The following is a 17,338-nucleotide window of genomic DNA, read 5'->3' on the forward strand; positions in this document are numbered from 1 at the left end:
CGGAACGGCGCCCCGATGCCCGGGTTGCCGGAGTCCCGCACAGCGCCTGCCTCCACCCGAAGCAGGCCTGCGCAGACTTCAGGCACGGACCACATGCAGCTTCCCCGCGACGATCGAGAGCACCCGAGGGCCGAGGCCTTCCGGGCGTTCATCCGGAACCCGCCCTTCCCCTGCGTCGGCGCCAAGTCGGCGCTGTCGCGCGGCCGCATGCGGATCGTGGTCGCCCGGGACATCACCTCCGGCTGGGACGACATGCGCATCTACCCGGCGCTGCTCGCTTTCGTGGCGCAGTACCGGGAGGCCCCCGACCTGTTCCAGAGCTTCGCGGTCGTGTTCGAGGGGCCCGGCGACCTGTCGGAGGAGGCGTTCGAGCACAATCTCTGGGCGCGGGCGCAGTCGCTGACCGACAAGGATGCCTGGCTCGGCCAGCCCCACGATGCCCGGGTGGCCACCGACCCCGACAACCCGCACTTCTCCCTGAGCTTCGGCGGGGAGGCCTTCTTCGTGGTCGGCCTGCACCCGAACGCGAGCCGGCCGGCGCGTCGCTTCTCCTCGCCCGTCCTGGTCTTCAACCTGCACGCGCAGTTCGAGCGGTTGCGCGCGGAGGGCCGCTACGAGAAGCTGCGCGCCTCGATCCTGGAGCGGGACACGGCGCTCGCCGGCAGCGTGAATCCGATGCTGGCGCGCCACGGCGACAGCTCGGAGGCCCGCCAGTACAGCGGCCGCGTGGTGGGCGCGGAGTGGCGCTGCCCGCTCCAGGGCCGTCCCGACGGCCCGTCGGCGCCCCCGCAGGACGACTGGCGTCCGCCGGCCCTTCCCCTGGACCACACCCTGCCGGGCTTCGGAGCGTGAGACCAGCCATGACCGAAGCGGACGTGCAGCGGATCGAACCGCGCTCCGGCGTCGCCTTCACCCTCGACCGGGGCCAGCGCCTGACGGTGATCGATCCGCGCGGCGAGCAGGTCGCCGACCTCGTGGCCTACAACCGCCACGACACGGGCGAGGTGATCTCCTCCGGGCGGACCCTCGACTACGCCAGCCGGATCTACCTGACCACCGGCGACCCGCTCTACTCGAACCGCTCGAACGTGCTGCTGCGCATCGTCGAGGACACGGTGGGGCGGCACGACTTCCTGCTGACGCCGTGCTCGGCCGACACGTTCCGGATCATCTACGGCGACGCCGACCCGCATCGGGGCTGCTTCGGCAACCTCGCCGCCGCGCTCGCCCCCTACGGCATCGCGCCGGACGCGATCCCGGTGGCGTTCAACTGCTTCATGAACGTGCCGATCGACGGCGCCACCGGCGCGCTCACGGTCGAGCCCCCGCTCAGCCGGGCCGGCGACCGGATCGCGTTCGTCGCCGAGACCGACCTGATCGTCGGCCTGACCGCCTGCTCGGCCCTGCAATCGAACAACGGCAGCTTCAAGCCGATCCACTACCGGATCGACGCGTAGCGCCGGTCGACACGCCGGCCGGCCCGGGAGCCGACGCGGGCCGGGCCGGGCACGTGGTCGATCGCGACAGCGGATCCGCGTGAACCGACCCGAGGGGGCGCCTCCCCGCTCCCTTGCGGGGAGGGGTCAGGGGGTGGGGGTGGTGCCGGGTGCGGCTCGGCGGTGCCGTCTGCGCCACCCTTACCTCCAACGCCTCTCCGCAAGGGGGGAGGAGAGCGCGTCGCGCTTCGTGATTTGCTTCAGACAGAAAACGCTTCAACATCCGGCACCGCACGAGCGAGGCCAGCCCTCACGCGATCCCGTCGATCGCAATCCGCAGATGCTTCGGCCCGCGCAAGGCCGCGCCGGATCGGTAGGGCGGCGGGTCCTCGATCAGGCGCGGCGCCTTCAGCCGCGCGGCGAGGGCGGTCAGCGCCGCCTCGGCCTCGAACCGGGCGAGGGGCGCGCCGACGCAGTAGTGCAGGCCGCCGCCGAAACCGAGATGGCGGATGCCGCTGCGGTCCGGATCGAACCGGTCGGGGTCGGGGAACACGGTCTCGTCGCGGTTGCCCGAGGCCAGCAGCAGCACGAGGTCGGCGCCTTCGGGGATCGTGACCCCGGCGATGTCGATGGCGCTGAGGGTCCGGCGGGTCCGGAACTGCACCGGCGGCTCGTAGCGCAGGAGTTCCTCGATCAGGCGCGGCGCCCGGAGCGGGTCCCGGCGCAGGCGCTCCAGTTCCGCCGGATGGCGCAGCAGGGTCAGCAGGCCGTTGGTGATCAGGTTCACGGTGGTCTCGTGGCCGGCCACCAGCATCAGGATCGCCGTGGCGATCAGGTCGTAATCACCCATCTTCACCCCGGCCGGGGTGGCGTGGTTGGCGAGCCCCGACAGCATGTCGTCCTGCGGATGCCTGCGCTTGTCCTTGATCAGGTCGGCCATGTAGCCGCCGATGGCGTCGAAGGTCCGGCTGTTTGCCGCGCGGATCTCCGGATCGGACAGGCTGTCGGGTTCGAGGGCGGTGGCGAGCTGCGTCGCCCAGCCGTGGAACTTCGGCTCGTCCTCCCGGGGCACGCCGAACAGCTCGCAGATCACCGTCACGGGGAGCGGGTAGGCGAGGTCGTCGACCGCGTCGATCTCCCGGGCGCCGCATTTCTCGTCGAGCAGGTCGGCGACCAGCCGGTCGGAGCGGGCGCGCATCGCCTGGACGCGCTCCCGGCTGAACTGGTGCATCACCGCCGAGCGCAGGGCATCGTGGTCCGGCGGATCGCGGAAGATGAAGACCCGGTGCCGGTCCATCATCCAGTCCTTGAGCGGCTTGACGATCAGGTCGGTGAGCGGATTGCCGGTGCGTGGACGGTCGGCCGGGGGGAGGGTCTCGGAGCTGACCCGGGGGTCCTGCAGCAGGCTCGCGATGGTGCCGTGGGTCGCCGCGACCCAGGTCCCCTCCGGGGTGCCGTCGTCCTGGCACGAGACCGGATTTTGCCGCAGCCTCGCGTAGACCGGGTAGGGGTTGGCGCGGTTGGCGAAGTCCTTGACCTGGCCGAGGAGGGTAGCGTCGGACATGCGGTCTCCTCAGGCGAAGCCGGGCTCGAAGACCGCGACGCCCTTCGGCCGGTCCGTGGCGGTGCCGCCGGGGGGGAACGGGGCGCGGGCGGCGACCAAGTCGGCATGGGCCGGCAGCCAGCGGGCGGAATCGACCGCGACGGCCGCGATGCAGCGCCCTTCTCGGCCGTAGAGGGCGACGAAGCGGCCGGCGGCCGGATCGCCCTGGGTGATCGCCACCGCGTCGGCGCCCTCGGTCAGACCGGCGGACTTGACCACGAGCTTGCCCTGCGTCGACCAGAAGGTCGGCAACTCGCCGTAGGGCCGCTCGGGCGTCGCGCCGACGAGCAGCCGTCCGGCATGGATCCCCTGCGCCACCGCCTGGCTCCAATGCTCCAGCACCACGCGCCGATCGTCGTAGAGGGGGTGGGGGAACCGCGCCACGTCGCCGGCCGCGGCGATGTGCCGGTCGGGCCGTCCGTCCGCATCGAGGACGTAGCCGGCCCCGTCGCAATCGATCCCGCCGGGATCAGACGACAGGCCGGATCCGTCCAGCCACTCGGTGTTGCGCACGGCGCCCAGGGCGACGACCGCGACATCCGCGTCGATGCGGGTGCCGTCGACGAGGTGCGCGCGCACCAGGCGGCCGTCCGCATCCTCCAGCCACTCGACCTCGGCGCCGCACCGCATCTCGACGCCGTGACCCGCGTGGATCGCCCCGATGAACGCGCCGACGGTGCGGCCGAGGACGCGGGCGAGGGGCGTGGGGCCGGGCTCCACCAGGGTCACCGGCAGGCCGAGCTGCCGGCACAGGCTCGCAACTTCGCAGCCGATGAAGCCGCCGCCGATCACCAGCACGCGCTTCGGACGGGCGGCCAGCGCCCGCCGCAGGGCGGCCGCGTCGTCCCGTCCGCGCAGGGTGAAAACCCCGGCGAGCCGGCCCTCATGCGGGTTCGGCCAGGGGCGGGCGCGGGTGCCGGTGGCGATCAGCAGGCGGTCATAGGGAAGGGTTCGGCCGTCGGCGAGCCGCACCGTGCGGCCCACCCGGTCAAGGCTCACGGCGGGGCTGCCGAGCCGCCAGTCCACGTCGGGACCGAGGGCGCTCGGCAGGGTGGTGGCCTCCGCCGGGACGGTACCGGCGAGGACATGCTTGGACAGCGGCGGCCGGTCGTAGGGGCGACAGGGCTCGGCGCCGACGATCGTGAGCGGGCCGGCGAACCCCGCCTCCCGCATCGCCTCGGCGCCGCGCAGGGCCGCGAGGCCGGCGCCGACGACGACGGCGCGCTCGAACACCGGCGCCATCAGGCGTCCTGCCCCGGATCCTCGACCCGGATCGCCTGGACCGGGCAGGCGACGCGCGCGCGTTCGATGTCGGCGCGGTGCTCGGCGGCGGGCGCCGGATCGTAGAACAGGGCCTCGTGCCCCTCGATGCGGAAATGCCGCGGCGCCGCGTAGCAGCACTGCGCGTAGGCCTGGCACAGATTGAGGTCGACGCTCACCCGCAGGCCGGGTCGGGAGCCGGAAGACGCATCAGCAGGGGTGGACATGGCGTGGCAACCGCGCGCGGGGCCGCGGGTTCCGCAGCGCGGCAATCGCGCGGCGCCGGTATAGACCTGTTCTCGCCGCCCCCCGAGAATTGATAAACCCGAATTCCCCTGCGCCGCAGTTCGATCTATTGTCTCGCCGCCCCGCGGACCCGCCCGAAGCGCCGCGATCTCAGGAGGGCACCATGCCGCACGGCGCACGAACGCGACTCGCCGCCCTGATCCTGCTGCTCGGCGTCGGAGGCGCCTCTGCCGAGCCCGCAGCGGGCACGACCTGGACCGATCCGCCGACCCACAAGCCGGCCGCCGAGACGGCGCCGGCCCGGCGCGAGACGCCCGCCGCTCCGGCGCCGACCGCCACCGCGACGCCCGCCGCGGCGGCGCCTGCCCGCGCCGCGCGCAGGACGGTCGCTGCGCGACGCCCGCCCGAGCGGCGGATCACGCGCAGCGCGGCCCAGCCGGTCAGACGGGTCGCTGCGGCGCCGAGACGGCCGCGCTTCGTCGCCGCGCGGCCGAGACGGATCTACACACCGCAGGTTGTCGCCGTCGTGCCGCCTGCCGGCCCGCCTGAGGGCGACGCCCGCTACCGCGCCTACGGATACGGCCCGGGCTACGCCGACGAGCGCCTGGAGCGCCTGAGCAGCGCGGAGGCCGCGGGCTACCTCGTGGTGCGCCGGCGCACCGTCCAGTTCCCGGACGGCCGGACCCTGCGCTTCTACCGCCCCGACGACGGGGGCGAGCCGTTCTGATCCGACATCCCGGCGAAGACCTTGCGCAGGGGCGCCCGCAGGACCTTCCCGGCCGGGTTGCGGGGTAGGGGTCCGTCCCAGATCACGATGCGCACCGGCACCTTGAAGGCCGCGAGGCGCTCCGCCGCGAAGGCGCGGATCGCCTCCGGGCCGGTGGTCGCCCCCTCCGCCAGCGTCACGATGGCGCCCGGCTCCTCGCCGAGGGTCGGGTGGGGCACCGGCAGCACCACCGCGTCGATCACGTCGGGGTGCGCGTAGAGGGCGTTCTCGACCTCGCAGCAATAGATGTTCTCGCCGCCGCGGATCAGCATGTCCTTGAGCCGGTCGACGATGGTCAAAAAGCCGTCCGCATCGGCGCGGACGAGGTCGCCGGTGCGCAGCCAGCCCGCCGAGAAGACCGCGGCGGTGGCCGCGGGATCGTCCCAGTAGCCGCGGACCACGTTCGGGCCCTTCACGCAGAGTTCGCCGACGCAGCCCGGTGCCACCGCATCCCCGAGGGGATCGACGATCCGCACCTCGCAGACCGGCAGGGGCGGCCCGCAGGAATCGGGATGGGCCAGGTAATCCTCGCCCTGGTGGTGGGTGAAGGTCGCCGAGGTCTCGGTCATGCCCCAGCCGGTGCCGGGGACGACCTTCGGCAGGACCGCCCCGAGCGTCCGCACGAGGTCGCCGGCGGCCGGCGCGCCGCCGTAGGTGACGGCATCGAGGCTGGGCAGGCTCCGGCCCGCCTCCCGGGCCGCGGTGGCGAGCTGCCACGCGATGGTCGGGACCCCGCCCGCGCTGGTGCAGCCCTCCCGCTCGATCAGATCGAGGGCCTCGTTCGCGTCCCAGCGATGCATCATGACGAGGCGATGGCCGCCGTAGAGCGCCGCGCCGAGACTGGCGTGGCAGCCGGTGACGTGGAACAGCGGGATCACCAGCAGCGCCACCCGCTGCGGCGCGGACGGATCGGGCTTCGGCGGCGTCACGCCCCGGCGCAGGCAGGTCCGGGCGGCCGAGTAGGGATAGGCCATCACCGTGGTGGCGGCCGCCCGGTGGGTGCCGACCGCGCCCTTGGGCGTCCCGGTGGTGCCCGAGGTGTAGAACAGGGTGGCGTCGTCCTCCGGGTCGATGGCGAGGTCGGGGAGGGGCGCATCGGGCAGGGTGCCCCACGTCTGCGCGGGGCCAATCACGTCGGCGAGCGGGTGCGCCCGGGGATCGGGCCGCATCCGGGTGGTGAAGACGCGCTCCAGCGCCGGGCATTCGGGCAGGTGCGGGGCGATCCGTTCGAAGCGCTCACCGTCGGCGATCAGGACCCGCGCCCCGGAATGCCGGAGGCCGTAGGCGAGTTCGGGCCCGGTCCACCACGCGTTGAGCGGCGTGGCGATCGCCCCCGCGAGCAGCGCCCCGAAGTAGCTCACCGGCCATTCGGGCAGGTTGCGCAGCGCGATGGCGACGCGGTCGCCCTTCCGGATCCCGGCGGCCACCAGGGCCTCCGCCAGGGCGGTGGCGGCGCGGGCGAATCCCGTGAAGGTGACGCGCTCGTCGCGGTAGACCACAAAGGTCTTCTCCCCGTGCCCGCAGGCGATCCGGAACAGGTCGCGCAGGGTCGGCGGCGCCTTCACCCAGATCCGGGTCGGCACGCCCCGGATCGCGATCGTCGCGATCTCGAAGGGGGCGCCCGGGGCGGTGAGCCGCGCCTCGGCGTCCCGGAAGGGCAGGGCCGGCCAGCCGGCGGGGATGCGGGGATCGGCGCTCGTCATCGGGCGATCGTCACGCCGCCGTCGATCACCAGCGCCTGTCCGGTGACGAACCGGCCGGCCGGGGAGGCCAGGAACACCGCCGCGCCCGCGATCTCGTCGGGCTCGCCGATCCGGCGCAGCGGCGCCGCGGAGGTGGTGGACGCCAGCATCTCGGGATCCTCCCACAGCGCCCGGGCGAAATCGGTGCGGATCAGGCCCGGGCAGAGGCAGTTCACCCGCACGTTGGCCGGCCCGTACTCCACCGCGTAGTTGCGGGCGAGCTGGAGGTCGGCCGCCTTCGAGACGTTGTAGGCGCCGATCACCGGCGAGCCCTTCAGCGCCCCGATGGAGGAGACGATGACGATCGCGCCGTCCTGCCGGTCGACCATGCCGGGGGCGACCCGCTGGATCAGCCAGTGGTTCGACAGCACGTTGTTGTCGAGGATCTTCCTGAACTGGTCATCGGAGATCCCGGCGAGCGGCCCGTAATAGGGGTTGCTGGCGGCGTTGCAGACCAGGACGTCCACCGGCCCGAGCCGGGTCTCGGTCTCGGCGACGAGGGCCTCCAGTTCCGCCTTCACCGAGATGCTGGCGGGGATCGCGACGGCCCGGCCGGCCCCGTGGGCGGCCTCGATCTCGGCGACGACCGCCTCGCAGGCGTCGCGCTTGCGCGAGGAGATCACCACCCGGGCGCCGTGCTCGGCCATCCGCAGGGCGATGGCCCGGCCGATGCCCCGGGACGAGCCGGTGACGAGGGCGACCTTGCCGGTCAGATCGAACAGGGACATGGCTCAGCTATGCTTTGATCGGCGAAAAAGCGGATGTCGACTGCGTCGCGGAGACGGGCTACGGCTTCTTCGCAAGGACCAGCAGTCAAGCACGCGTTTACCGGTGGCGCACAGCCCGCGGAGCGGCGCATCGCTGCTCTCGTTCCCAGAAAAAGATGCCTCCCGGAAGGGGCCGGGCGATGAGCCCTGATCTGGAATAGGACCTCAGCAGACCCATCAGTCCACCGTCACGGAGCTCAATTCGTCATGCATTGGCGCGTGGTGTAACACGGATCATCCCGGCAGATACGGAGCAACGGCGACGGCCCTCCGTATTGTGGGAACGCGGCATTTCCTGTCCGAGCTTGCCGAAGGTGCGCGCAATCGACCTGCCGGCTCGGCTCATAGCCGCCCTGACCTGCGACATCCCCGTCATACCGGCGCTCAGCTTGAAGACACACGACGCAGACCGACGGGCGTTGCGTCCGATCCGTCCGGTCATGCTGAAAGTGTCTGCCAGACGCCCGAATACGCCTGCTCGCAATAGAACCATGAACCGGGAATGCACACCCCTCCCGAGCGACCCGTCCAGCAGAAAGACCCGTCGCACGCCGTCGAGGCTATCGCGTATCGCGCACGATGGTCGAGGCTGCGGACGGCCGACAATGCGACGGCGCCGGTAGTGGCAGCGCGAGAACAGCTCATGCAGCGCTGCTCAGGCAGGTTTCGTATCTCCGCCTCGCGTGTCGGCCGAGCGAGACTGGTGAGGTCCAGATCGCGTGTCGAGAGCGAAGGTCGGATACGCTCCCAATGCCCGCAAAGCCCGTTACCACCTCAAAACTGATCTGCCGTGCACCTCGGCATTCAGATTTTTGGCAATTGCCACTACGCATCAATCGGCAGACATCATTATCAGTCAAATTTCTCGATTATGGAAATGACGTCACCAGCCAATCTTACGCTGTATTGATATTTATCACCAAAGCTGTCACGCTGGCATTTCACGACGAGGCCGTTTCGATGAGCGAAATCGCGCATGAGCAACGCTGTCATATCTGATCGCCAATGGCCTTTCGAATTTGTATCCGCGTGATGAAGCACGCACGTACCGCCAACCTTCAAGATGCGGCCGATTTCTTTCATATACTGCTCGACATCGGCTGACTCGACATGGACCAGCACGTCGAAGGACCAGATAAAATCGACACCCTGGTCCGGGATCGCGCTCAGATCTCCATCGCTGGTGATGTATGTCGCTGCATCGGGTCCGAAACGCTTCCGGCAATAGTCCACACACTCAAGCGCGAGATCTTGTAGGAAAATTTGCTTGCCAAGCCCGACGAAATAGTTCGACCATCGACCGTGTCCACATCCGATTTCCGCTATCGCAGTTGCGTTCCCAAAAAATGGATCGATGAATTCTTTGACAAGAGCCGATTTCCATACGTCGTAATTTTGACCGAATTCTGTCGCGAATTGATGAAATTCATCACCATCACCTTCCCATTTCCATTCTCTGCCCCAAACTCGTCTGTTATCTTCTTTCGTGGGCATGGTCGACCTCGTCACTATAGCTTATGATGAGCACCTATCACGGTCTCAAACGCGTGTCATCCAAGATCTTTAGGATTATTATGAAAAAATAAACCGTTAATCTCCATTTTTTAACATTCCACGCGGAAAAAATCATATTTTACATCAAAATTTGCCAGTCATTAAAGCACATTATCCAATCTTCGTGCCATTGTTTTATCTCGATATTGCATTTTAGCCCGATTGCATCGAGACCTGGTCAGTCTGAGCGCATTCGCAAGCTTAACGGTTGGGCAATCTCCTCGAACCACTGACCATCCAGACTCCTTCAGGGGAATACTCCTTATTGAACCGCTCGAAATAAGGAACGTCGACGACGTCGATACTTGGTTCACGGACTTAGCACTACAGTTGCAGGCTGAGGCTCCTATCTGAGAGGTTTCGGATGGGAAAGCGCGATGTCCTCAGCTTCGTTCGAATCCGCGCTGGAGCTCTGGTCGGCGACGCTGCGACAGGCCAAGCGGCGCATTTACCCGCTGATTGCCGCCCCGAGTGTCGCCGCCTCGGCCAGCGCCGTCTTGGACGGCCTGTTCGGGGGGAGCGGCGCAAGACCGGCTGGATGCGCGCCGAAGCCGCCGGTGACCCGGGTCCCTGGCGGCAGCAGGCCATCCTCGGTCGCACGCACCGGGATGCGGAGGCGCTGCGCGATGTCGTGGGCGACGACGTCGTCGAGACGCTCGCCTCACCCGACGCGGTTCTCGTGATCGACGAGACCGGTTTTCTCAAACAGGGCAAAGCCTCGTGCGGTGTGGGCCGGCACTACACAGGCTCGGCCGGCAAGATCACCAACTGCCAGATCGGGGGCTTGCCGCCTACGTCTCGGATCAGGGCCACGCCTTCATGGATCGTCGCCTGTGCCTGCCCAAGGCCTCGGCCGCGGATCATCGGTTTGCCAATAAAATTAAATCTTATCATTGATTTCATCGAGCACAAATTCAATTCTGTATTCGTAATGAGGACGCATATTCGATCGATTACATCGCCAAATCGCAGTCTCACATCTACTGTGAACGATGCTTGACATCGCTCTTTGTGTTCGCCAACCAACGCATGAGATGTCGCGTCTCGGATGGATTTGAACATGACAATTCAGTCAAATTTCCGATCTAAAACTACAGTCATTTGTCATTTTTATAACGAAGAATATTTACTTCCATGGTGGTTGACGCATCATCGAAGAATTTTTGATCACGGAATCATGATTGACTACAGATCCACGGACAGGAGCTGCGAGATCATCAGAAGCCTTTGTCCGGAATGGGAGATCCGAGACACGAGGAATAAGTTTTTTGATAGCCAGATCATCGATGATGAAGTCGTTTTCTACGAAGGGACGGTTGCTGGATGGCGCATGGCGCTCAACGTAACCGAATTTCTTGTTGGTCGCATCGACGTATTGAAGGAATACAACGGGCCAACGCAACACTTCCTTGGTAATTATGTCTTTGTTCATCCGGAGAAAGACATGTATCCAGATCCCGCAATACCATTATATGATCAGGTTAGTTTCGGATATTTTAAAGACAATCCCAATGCAATAAATGTGCTTCATACGGGAGCGCGTGCTTCGCGGAGCATTCATAACTTCGACCTCATTTATCCGGTCGCGGGCAGGCATTGGCCACAGCCGCCAACATTGAGCGATTTGGCAATTTTCTATTATGGTTATACATTCCGGAACGAAGAAATGATTTCTAGAAAGCTTCAGATTAAGAGAAATATGAGTCCGGAGGAGTTTAATAAAAGAGGCGTTGATCATCCAAATACGGTTACAAGGGATCGTTTTTTATGGAACATTGAGACTTATCACCTACCACGATGCCGAGATTTGTCACATGAGATCGAAAAGCTTACAAAATACTTCAGCAGTCCGCAATTGATACGTCGGGAACTCTGAAGTGCGATCGTATAAGAACATTATCCTTGTTATGCCGACTCGAAGTGTAGTGTTTCCACGTTTTCAGTCAGTCGTGCTCTCTGCCAAGCGCATGACTCAACCCTGATGGCGGGTGATCGCCCGACCGCTGTCCCGATACGTATACCTGTCAGGTGCGATCCACTCGATCGGATCGAATAAGGATATCGGCACGCCCATCTCACCGTCGAAGCGCGAAAGCCGCACCATCAGAACCAGCCGCGTCATCCCGGGGCGCCGCAGCGGAGCCCGTACCCCGGAGGGGCCGAGGCGGCAGGACGGACCTGAGCGGCGTGTCTAGTTCTCGGGCTCCGCTACGCGGCCCCGGGATGGCCGGGTTGGAAGGGGCGGGTCGATGACCACCGTTAAACCCCGTGTTCGCCCCGCATCGACCGGCGCAGGCGCGCCATGCCGGTGAGCCAGCGCTCGGGATCCTCGGCCCGGCGGCGCGCATACGCGGCCACCTGCGGGTGCGGCAGGATCAGGAAGCGCCCGGCCGCCAAGCCGTCGAGGGCGGCCTCGGCCACCGCCTCCGGCGACAGCACGCCGTCGCGGGAAGCCGCGCTGGCCGCGCCCAGCATGGCGGTGTCGACCCCCTGCGGGCACAGGGCGGCGATCCGGATCCCGTCCTCTTCATGCGCGATGGCGAGATGTTCCAGGACGGCGAGCGCCGCGTGCTTGGTGGCCGAATAGGTGGCGCTGCCGATCTGGCTCAGCAGCCCGGCCGCCGAGACCGTGCCCAGGAAGGCGCCGAAGCCCCGGGCGCGCCAGAGCGGGACGAGCACCCGCGCCGCGTGGACGTGGCCCATCACGTTCACCGCCCAGGACCGCGCCCAGCTGTCGAGATCGGCCGAGGTGGCGAGCCCCGGATCGGGATCGCGCTCCAGGATGCCGGCATTGGAGCAATACAGGGCGATCGGCCCGAGCTCGGACTCGATGCCCGCGATGGCGGCGGCGACCGCCCCGGCATCCGCGACATCGAGGGCGTAGGCGCGGCCGCCGAGCCGTTCGGCCACGGCGCCCGCTCCCGCCCCGTCCCGGTCGAGGACGGCGACGGTGGCGCCGCGCGCCCGGGCCGCCCCGGCCAGCGCCCGGCCGATGCCGCGGGCGGCCCCCGTGACGGCGACGACGCGGCCCGCGAGGTCCATGCTCACGCCCCCGCCCGCTCGGCGAAGGCCCAGGCCGCCGCCGCGAGCTTCGGGACCCGCGCCGCCATGGCGGCTGCATGCTCGCTCGCGGCGTTGCCGGCCTTCGCGCGGGCGGCCACCCCCTGCAGGATACCCACCAGCCGGAACAGGTTGTAGGCGAAGTACCAGTCGAGGTCCGGCAGGTCGGAACGGCCTGCGGCCCGGCAGTAGAGCGCCACCGCCTCGTCCCGGGTGGGGATGCCGAGCGCCGTCAGGTCGAGGCCGCCGAGCCCGCTGCGCCCGTCGGCCGGCAATTCCCACTGCATCAGCAGGTAGCTGAAATCGGCGAGCGGATCGCCCAGCGTCGACAGCTCCCAGTCGAGCACCGCGCTGACGCCGCCGTCCGGGGAGAAGATCAGGTTGTCGAGGCGGTAGTCGCCGTGGACGATGGCGGCGCCCTGCTGCGCCGGCACCGTCTCGGGCAGCCACGCGATCAGGCGCTCGACCGCCTCCAGGCGCCCGTCCTCGGCGGCGCGGTACTGGCGGGTCCAGCGGTCGATCTGCCGGGCGAAGTAGTTGCCCGGCCGTCCGTAATCGGCGAGCCCCGCCGCCTCCGGGTCGATCGCGTGGAGGCGGGCGAGCGTCGCGATCATCGCGGCGTAGTGCCGGTGCCGGGCATGGGCATCGAGGCCCGGGAGCGCCCCGTCCCAGTGGACGGTGCCGCCCACCGCCTCCATCACGTAGAACGCCGCGCCGATGATCTCCGGATCCTCGCACAGGGCGAAGGGGCGGGGTACGGGAAAGCCCTCGCCGTAGAGGGCGCCGATCACCCGGAACTCGCGCTCCACCGCGTGGGCCGAGGGCAGGAGCGGGCCGAAGGGTTTTCGGCGCAGCACGTAGGCCTGGCCCGGCGTGTCGAGCCGGTAGGTCGGGTTCGACTGGCCGCCGCGGAACTGCTGCACGGCGAGGGGCCCGGCGAAGCCGCGGACGTGCTCGGCCATCCAGGCGGACAGCCGCGCCTCGTCGATCCGGTGGCGCGGCTCGACCGGCTTCACCCCGGAGAAGACATCGGGCTCGCTCATGCGCGCTCCGTCTCCTCGGCTCCCTGGCGGGCGTTGGTGTAGCGCCCGAATTCCAGCCGGGCGATCGAGCGATTGTGCACCTCGTCCGGGCCATCGGCCAGCCGCAGGGTGCGGATGTGGGCGTACATTTTGGCGAGGCCGAAATCCTCCGAGACGCCGGCCCCGCCATGGGCCTGGATCGCGTCGTCGATCACCTTCAGGGCGACCCGGGGCGCCGCGACCTTGATCATGGCGATCTCGAGCTTGGCGCCCTTGGCGCCGACCTTGTCCATCATGTCGGCGGCCTTCAGGCAGAGGAGCCGGGTCATCTCGATGTCGATCCGCGCCTCCGCGACCCGCTGCTCCCAGACCGACTGCTCGCTGATCCGCTTGCCGAAGGCGACGCGCGAGACCAGCCGGCGCGCCATGGCCTCCAGCGCGACTTCCGCCGCCCCGATGGTGCGCATGCAATGGTGGATGCGGCCGGGCCCGAGCCGCCCCTGCGCGATCTCGAAGCCCCGGCCCTCGCCGAGGATCAGATTCTCGGCCGGCACGCGGACGTTCTCCAGCACCACCTCGCCGTGGCCCTTGGGCGCGTCCTCGTAGCCGAAGACCGGGAGCAGGCGCGCGACCCGCACGCCCGGCGTGTCCATGGGGACCAGGATCTGCGACTGCTGCCGGTGGCGGGGCGCCTCCGGATCGGTCTTGCCCATCAGGATCGCGATCTTGCAGCGCGGGTCGCCGACGCCGGTCGACCACCACTTGCGGCCCTCGACGACGTAGTGGTCGCCGTCCCGGCGGATCGACGTCGCGATGTTGGTGGCGTCCGAGGAGGCGACGTCCGGCTCGGTCATCAGGAAGGCGGAGCGGATCTCGCCCGCCATGAGCGGCCGCAGCCACCGCTCCTTCTGGGCCGGGCTGCCGTAGCGGTGCAGCACCTCCATGTTGCCGGTGTCGGGGGCCGCGCAGTTGAAGCATTCCGACGCGATCCCGACCCGGCCCATCGCCTCGGCGCAGAGGGCGTAGTCGAGGTTGGTCAGGCCGGCGCCATGGTATTCCCCCGTGTCGTGCCCGGGGGAGGGCGGCAGGAACAGGTTCCACAGGCCCTCGGCCCGCGCCGTCTCCTTCAGCCGCTCCATGGTGGGGGAGGGGCCGCTTCTCTCCGCACGCTCGGACGCGACTGCGGCGGCAGCCGGCACGATCGCGTCGGCGATGAAGGCGCGAACGCGGGTCAGCCAGTGCGTCTGGGACCGGGAGAGATTGAAATCCAAGGCGTCCGCTCCGCTCACATCGGTTGCCGCGAGCCTCTCTCCTCCCCGCGAGCTCGAGCGATCCCGGGCAGGCCCGGGATCGCCAGGGCAGGGGAAGCCCCCCTCACAGATACGCCGAACCCATCTCGCTGGCGAAACGCTGCGGCGGGCCCTCCCAGACGACCCGGGCCTGCTCCAGCACGTAGACCCGGTCGGCGTGCGGCAGCGCGAAGGTGACATTCTGCTCGCCGAGCAGCACCGTGATCGGCGTGGTCTGGCGCAGCTTCTCCAGCGCCTTCGACAGCAGCTCCAGGATCACCGGGGCGAGGCCCAGCGTCGGCTCGTCGAGGATCAGGAGGCGCGGGCGCATCATCAGCGCCCGGGCGATGGTCAGCATCTGCTGCTCGCCGCCCGAGAGGGTGCGGGCGCTCTGGCCCTCGCGGGCCTTGAGGATCGGGAACAGCTCGTAGAGCCAGTCGCGCTGCTTGGCGCTCTCGGCCTTCGGGAAGTGCTGGCCGCCGAGGTCGAGATTCTCGCGCACGCTCAGATCGCCGAACAGCTCGCGGGTCTCCGGCACCTGGACGATGCCGGCCCGGGCGATGGCGGCGGGCTTCATCCGGGCGAGGTCTTGGCCGTGGAACCGGATCGTGCCCCCGTGCGGCACGAGGCCCGAGATGGCGTTGAACAGCGTCGTCTTGCCGGCACCGTTGAGGCCGACCACCGAGACGAACTCGCCCTCGTGGACGTGGATCGAGGCGCCGCGCAGGGCCTGCGCCTTGCCGTAGAGCACGTCGACGTTCTCGACGGTGAGGAGCGAGTCCGGCTTGAACGCCGCCTCGGGCCGGGCGGCGGTCTCGATGCTGCCGCCGAGATAGACCCGGCGCACGGTCGGGTCGGCCATCACGGATTCGGCCGAGCCCTCGGCGATGCGCTCGCCGAGATACATGGCGAACACCCGGTCCACGAGGGCCGAGACGCTCTTCACGTTGTGGTCGACGAGGAGCACGGCCTTGCCCTCATCGCGAAAGCCCCGGATCAGCTCGGAGAAGGACGCGACCTCGCCGCCGGTGAGGCCCGCGAAGGGCTCGTCGACCAGAACCACCCGGGGGTCGCGGGCGATGGCCTTGGCGAGTTCCAGCCGGCGCAGGTCCGCGAAGGGCAGGGTGCCGGGCCGCCGGTCGACGACGGCGCCGAGGCCGACCCGCTCGGCGATTTCCCTGGCACGGCGCGCGACGTGGGGATCGGCCGCCAGCCGGATCAGGCTGTCGGGCAGGAGCGCGAGGCTGATGTTCTCCAGCACCGTCTGCCGCTGGAGCGGCCGGGCGTGCTGGAACACGAGCCCGATCCCCGCACGGGCGACCCGGTGGGCCGGCATCCCGCCGATCTCGGCGCCGTCCAGGCGGATCGAGCCGGCGCTCGGCCGCTCCAGGCCCATGATCAGCTTCATCACGGTGGACTTGCCCGAGCCGTTCGGGCCGATCAGGCCGAGGATCTCGCCGGGCCGCAGGTCGAGGTCGACGTCCTTGACGGCGACGAGTCCGCCGTAGCGCTTGGTCAGGCCGCGCACGGCGAGGCAGGGCTCGGCCGTGACGGGGGCGGGGGCGACCGCCTGCGGCGGCGCGGGCCTCACGGCGACGGTCATCGGGCGCTCCTGAAGGATGCGAGGCCGAGCAGCCCCGAGGGCACGAACAGGATCACCAGGAGCGCCACCGCCGAGACCACGAAGGTCGAGAGTCCGCCGAGCGGGCGCAGCACCTCGCCCGCCGCGATCAGGAAGACGGCGCCCAGAGCCGCGCCCACGATGGTGCGCCGGCCGCCGAGCACCGCCGCGATGATCACCTGCACGCCCACCGCCGTGTTGATCAGCGTGCCGACCGAGGCGGTGCCCATGTAGAAGACCACCAGGCCGCCCGCGAGGCCCGAGAAGGCGGCACTGACCGCGAAGGCCGCGAGCTTGTGCTTGGCGACGTTGAAGCCGAGCGCCCCGGTCACCACCGGGTCCTGGCCGGCGGCCTGGAGGATCAGCCCCGCGGGCGAGCGGGCGATGGCCGTGAGGATCAGCCCGGAGACCGCCATGAAGCCGAGCGCCAGCCAGTAGTTCGTGTCGGTGTCGATCGAGATGACGTCGGGGACCGTGAGGCCGATCTCGCCGCCGGTGAGGTCGGAGAACACCACGATCATGTTCTGCAGGAGCAGGACCGCCACCAGGGTGATCAGCCCGAAATAGGGGCCCCGCACCTTGAGCGCCGGCAGCGCCAGGGCGATGCCGCCGACCACGGCGAGCAGGGTCCCCGCCGCGAGGCAGTAGGGGATCGGCAATTCGTAGCGGTTGTTGAGGATGCCGGCGCCGTAGGCCCCGAGCCCGATCAGGAAGGTCGGGCCGAAATTGACCTCCCCGGCGAAGCCGAAGAGCAGGTCCCAGGCCATGGCGAACACGCCGAAATAGTAGGCGATGGTCAGGAGGCCGAGGATGTAGCCGGAGACCCACCAGGGCAGGGTCGCGGCGGCCAGGACGGCGAGGATCGCGATCCAGAAGCCGGGGGTGGTGAGGAGCTTCATGGGGTGGCCTCGCGCAGGATAACGATCAGGCTCGTTCGGCGCAGAGGTCTTTCCCAACCATTCCCCTCATCCT

15 protein-coding genes and 1 pseudogene are annotated in these 17,338 nt (G+C 68.7%); 5 read left to right on the top strand and 11 right to left on the bottom strand.

Annotation, left to right across the window (positions count from 1 at the left end):
- The first annotated feature begins 93 nt into the window (after positions 1-93).
- Positions 94-852 (top strand): guanitoxin biosynthesis heme-dependent pre-guanitoxin N-hydroxylase GntA, encoded by a 759-nt coding sequence (gene gntA, locus MKL01_RS27015; protein WP_243908262.1) that lies wholly within the window; start codon positions 94-96, stop codon positions 850-852.
- Between the two features lie 8 nt (positions 853-860).
- Complete coding sequence (locus tag MKL01_RS27020) at positions 861-1,457, top strand: DUF1989 domain-containing protein (RefSeq protein ID WP_243908263.1); 597 nt, start codon at positions 861-863, stop codon at positions 1,455-1,457.
- Positions 1,458-1,746: 289 nt separating this feature from the next.
- On the opposite strand, the gene MKL01_RS27025 is transcribed toward MKL01_RS27020, so the two are convergent.
- The 3 genes from MKL01_RS27025 to MKL01_RS27035 are packed head-to-tail and all read right to left on the bottom strand — an operon-like array spanning position 1,747 to position 4,526.
- Positions 1,747-3,000, bottom strand: coding sequence for a cytochrome P450 (locus MKL01_RS27025; protein WP_243908264.1), 1,254 nt, complete (start codon positions 2,998-3,000; stop codon positions 1,747-1,749).
- Between the two features lie 9 nt (positions 3,001-3,009).
- Entirely contained in the window at positions 3,010-4,281 is a 1,272-nt protein-coding gene (locus tag MKL01_RS27030; protein ID WP_243908265.1) for an NAD(P)/FAD-dependent oxidoreductase, read from the bottom strand.
- Positions 4,281-4,526 (bottom strand): ferredoxin, encoded by a 246-nt coding sequence (locus tag MKL01_RS27035; protein WP_243908266.1) that lies wholly within the window; start codon positions 4,524-4,526, stop codon positions 4,281-4,283. Before MKL01_RS27035 ends, MKL01_RS27030 begins: the two co-directional genes overlap by 1 nt.
- A 182-nt stretch (positions 4,527-4,708) precedes the next feature.
- Here MKL01_RS27035 and MKL01_RS27040 point away from each other — a divergent pair, with 182 nt between their 5' ends.
- Entirely contained in the window at positions 4,709-5,272 is a 564-nt protein-coding gene (locus MKL01_RS27040) for a hypothetical protein (protein WP_243908267.1), read from the top strand.
- On the opposite strand, the gene MKL01_RS27045 is transcribed toward MKL01_RS27040, so the two are convergent.
- From MKL01_RS27045 to MKL01_RS27055, 3 genes are all read right to left on the bottom strand, one after another.
- On the bottom strand, positions 5,239-7,014 hold the full coding sequence (locus tag MKL01_RS27045; protein WP_243908268.1) for a class I adenylate-forming enzyme family protein: 1,776 nt from the start codon (positions 7,012-7,014) through the stop codon (positions 5,239-5,241). The genes MKL01_RS27040 and MKL01_RS27045 overlap by 34 nt on opposite strands.
- On the bottom strand, positions 7,011-7,781 hold the full coding sequence (locus MKL01_RS27050; protein WP_243908269.1) for an SDR family NAD(P)-dependent oxidoreductase: 771 nt from the start codon (positions 7,779-7,781) through the stop codon (positions 7,011-7,013). The genes MKL01_RS27045 and MKL01_RS27050 overlap by 4 nt, the downstream gene beginning before the upstream one ends.
- 891 nt (positions 7,782-8,672) lie before the next feature.
- Positions 8,673-9,314, bottom strand: a complete 642-nt coding sequence (locus MKL01_RS27055) for a class I SAM-dependent methyltransferase (RefSeq protein ID WP_243908270.1) — start codon at positions 9,312-9,314, stop codon at positions 8,673-8,675.
- Between the two features lie 437 nt (positions 9,315-9,751).
- Here MKL01_RS27055 and MKL01_RS27060 point away from each other — a divergent pair.
- Both MKL01_RS27060 and MKL01_RS27065 read left to right on the top strand, forming a co-directional pair.
- Positions 9,752-10,235: pseudogene (locus MKL01_RS27060) on the top strand (transposase); the annotation flags it as partial.
- 316 nt (positions 10,236-10,551) lie between these two features.
- Positions 10,552-11,250, top strand: a complete 699-nt coding sequence (locus MKL01_RS27065) for a hypothetical protein (protein ID WP_409566349.1) — start codon at positions 10,552-10,554, stop codon at positions 11,248-11,250.
- Positions 11,251-11,633: 383 nt separating this feature from the next.
- On the opposite strand, the gene MKL01_RS27070 is transcribed toward MKL01_RS27065, so the two are convergent.
- From MKL01_RS27070 to MKL01_RS27090, 5 genes are all read right to left on the bottom strand, one after another.
- Positions 11,634-12,416, bottom strand: coding sequence for an SDR family NAD(P)-dependent oxidoreductase (locus MKL01_RS27070; RefSeq protein WP_243908371.1), 783 nt, complete (start codon positions 12,414-12,416; stop codon positions 11,634-11,636).
- A gap of 2 nt (positions 12,417-12,418) precedes the next feature.
- On the bottom strand, positions 12,419-13,477 hold the full coding sequence (locus tag MKL01_RS27075; RefSeq protein WP_243908271.1) for a phosphotransferase family protein: 1,059 nt from the start codon (positions 13,475-13,477) through the stop codon (positions 12,419-12,421).
- Positions 13,474-14,727 (bottom strand): acyl-CoA dehydrogenase family protein, encoded by a 1,254-nt coding sequence (locus MKL01_RS27080; protein WP_243908272.1) that lies wholly within the window; start codon positions 14,725-14,727, stop codon positions 13,474-13,476. The genes MKL01_RS27075 and MKL01_RS27080 overlap by 4 nt, the downstream gene beginning before the upstream one ends.
- Positions 14,728-14,830: 103 nt before the next feature.
- Entirely contained in the window at positions 14,831-16,348 is a 1,518-nt protein-coding gene (locus MKL01_RS27085; RefSeq protein ID WP_243908273.1) for an ATP-binding cassette domain-containing protein, read from the bottom strand.
- Positions 16,345-17,265, bottom strand: coding sequence for a branched-chain amino acid ABC transporter permease (locus MKL01_RS27090; protein WP_243908274.1), 921 nt, complete (start codon positions 17,263-17,265; stop codon positions 16,345-16,347). The genes MKL01_RS27085 and MKL01_RS27090 overlap by 4 nt, the downstream gene beginning before the upstream one ends.
- Positions 17,266-17,338 lie beyond the last annotated feature (73 nt).

It is taken from the genome of Methylobacterium sp. J-070, from assembly GCF_022829385.1.
GTDB lineage: Bacteria > Pseudomonadota > Alphaproteobacteria > Rhizobiales > Beijerinckiaceae > Methylobacterium.

Coding starts and splice junctions, on each gene's coding strand:
- MKL01_RS27055 (WP_243908270.1), bottom strand. CDS start 9,314: ATGCCCACGAAAGAAGATAACAGACGAGTTTGGGGCAGAGAATGGAAA.
- MKL01_RS27085 (WP_243908273.1), bottom strand. CDS start 16,348: ATGACCGTCGCCGTGAGGCCCGCGCCGCCGCAGGCGGTCGCCCCCGCC.
- MKL01_RS27075 (WP_243908271.1), bottom strand. CDS start 13,477: ATGAGCGAGCCCGATGTCTTCTCCGGGGTGAAGCCGGTCGAGCCGCGC.
- MKL01_RS27065 (WP_409566349.1), top strand. CDS start 10,552: ATGATTGACTACAGATCCACGGACAGGAGCTGCGAGATCATCAGAAGC.
- MKL01_RS27025 (WP_243908264.1), bottom strand. CDS start 3,000: ATGTCCGACGCTACCCTCCTCGGCCAGGTCAAGGACTTCGCCAACCGC.
- MKL01_RS27020 (WP_243908263.1), top strand. CDS start 861: ATGACCGAAGCGGACGTGCAGCGGATCGAACCGCGCTCCGGCGTCGCC.
- MKL01_RS27070 (WP_243908371.1), bottom strand. CDS start 12,416: ATGGACCTCGCGGGCCGCGTCGTCGCCGTCACGGGGGCCGCCCGCGGC.
- MKL01_RS27090 (WP_243908274.1), bottom strand. CDS start 17,265: ATGAAGCTCCTCACCACCCCCGGCTTCTGGATCGCGATCCTCGCCGTC.
- MKL01_RS27050 (WP_243908269.1), bottom strand. CDS start 7,781: ATGTCCCTGTTCGATCTGACCGGCAAGGTCGCCCTCGTCACCGGCTCG.
- MKL01_RS27045 (WP_243908268.1), bottom strand. CDS start 7,014: ATGACGAGCGCCGATCCCCGCATCCCCGCCGGCTGGCCGGCCCTGCCC.
- MKL01_RS27035 (WP_243908266.1), bottom strand. CDS start 4,526: ATGTCCACCCCTGCTGATGCGTCTTCCGGCTCCCGACCCGGCCTGCGG.
- MKL01_RS27030 (WP_243908265.1), bottom strand. CDS start 4,281: ATGGCGCCGGTGTTCGAGCGCGCCGTCGTCGTCGGCGCCGGCCTCGCG.
- MKL01_RS27040 (WP_243908267.1), top strand. CDS start 4,709: ATGCCGCACGGCGCACGAACGCGACTCGCCGCCCTGATCCTGCTGCTC.
- gntA (WP_243908262.1), top strand. CDS start 94: ATGCAGCTTCCCCGCGACGATCGAGAGCACCCGAGGGCCGAGGCCTTC.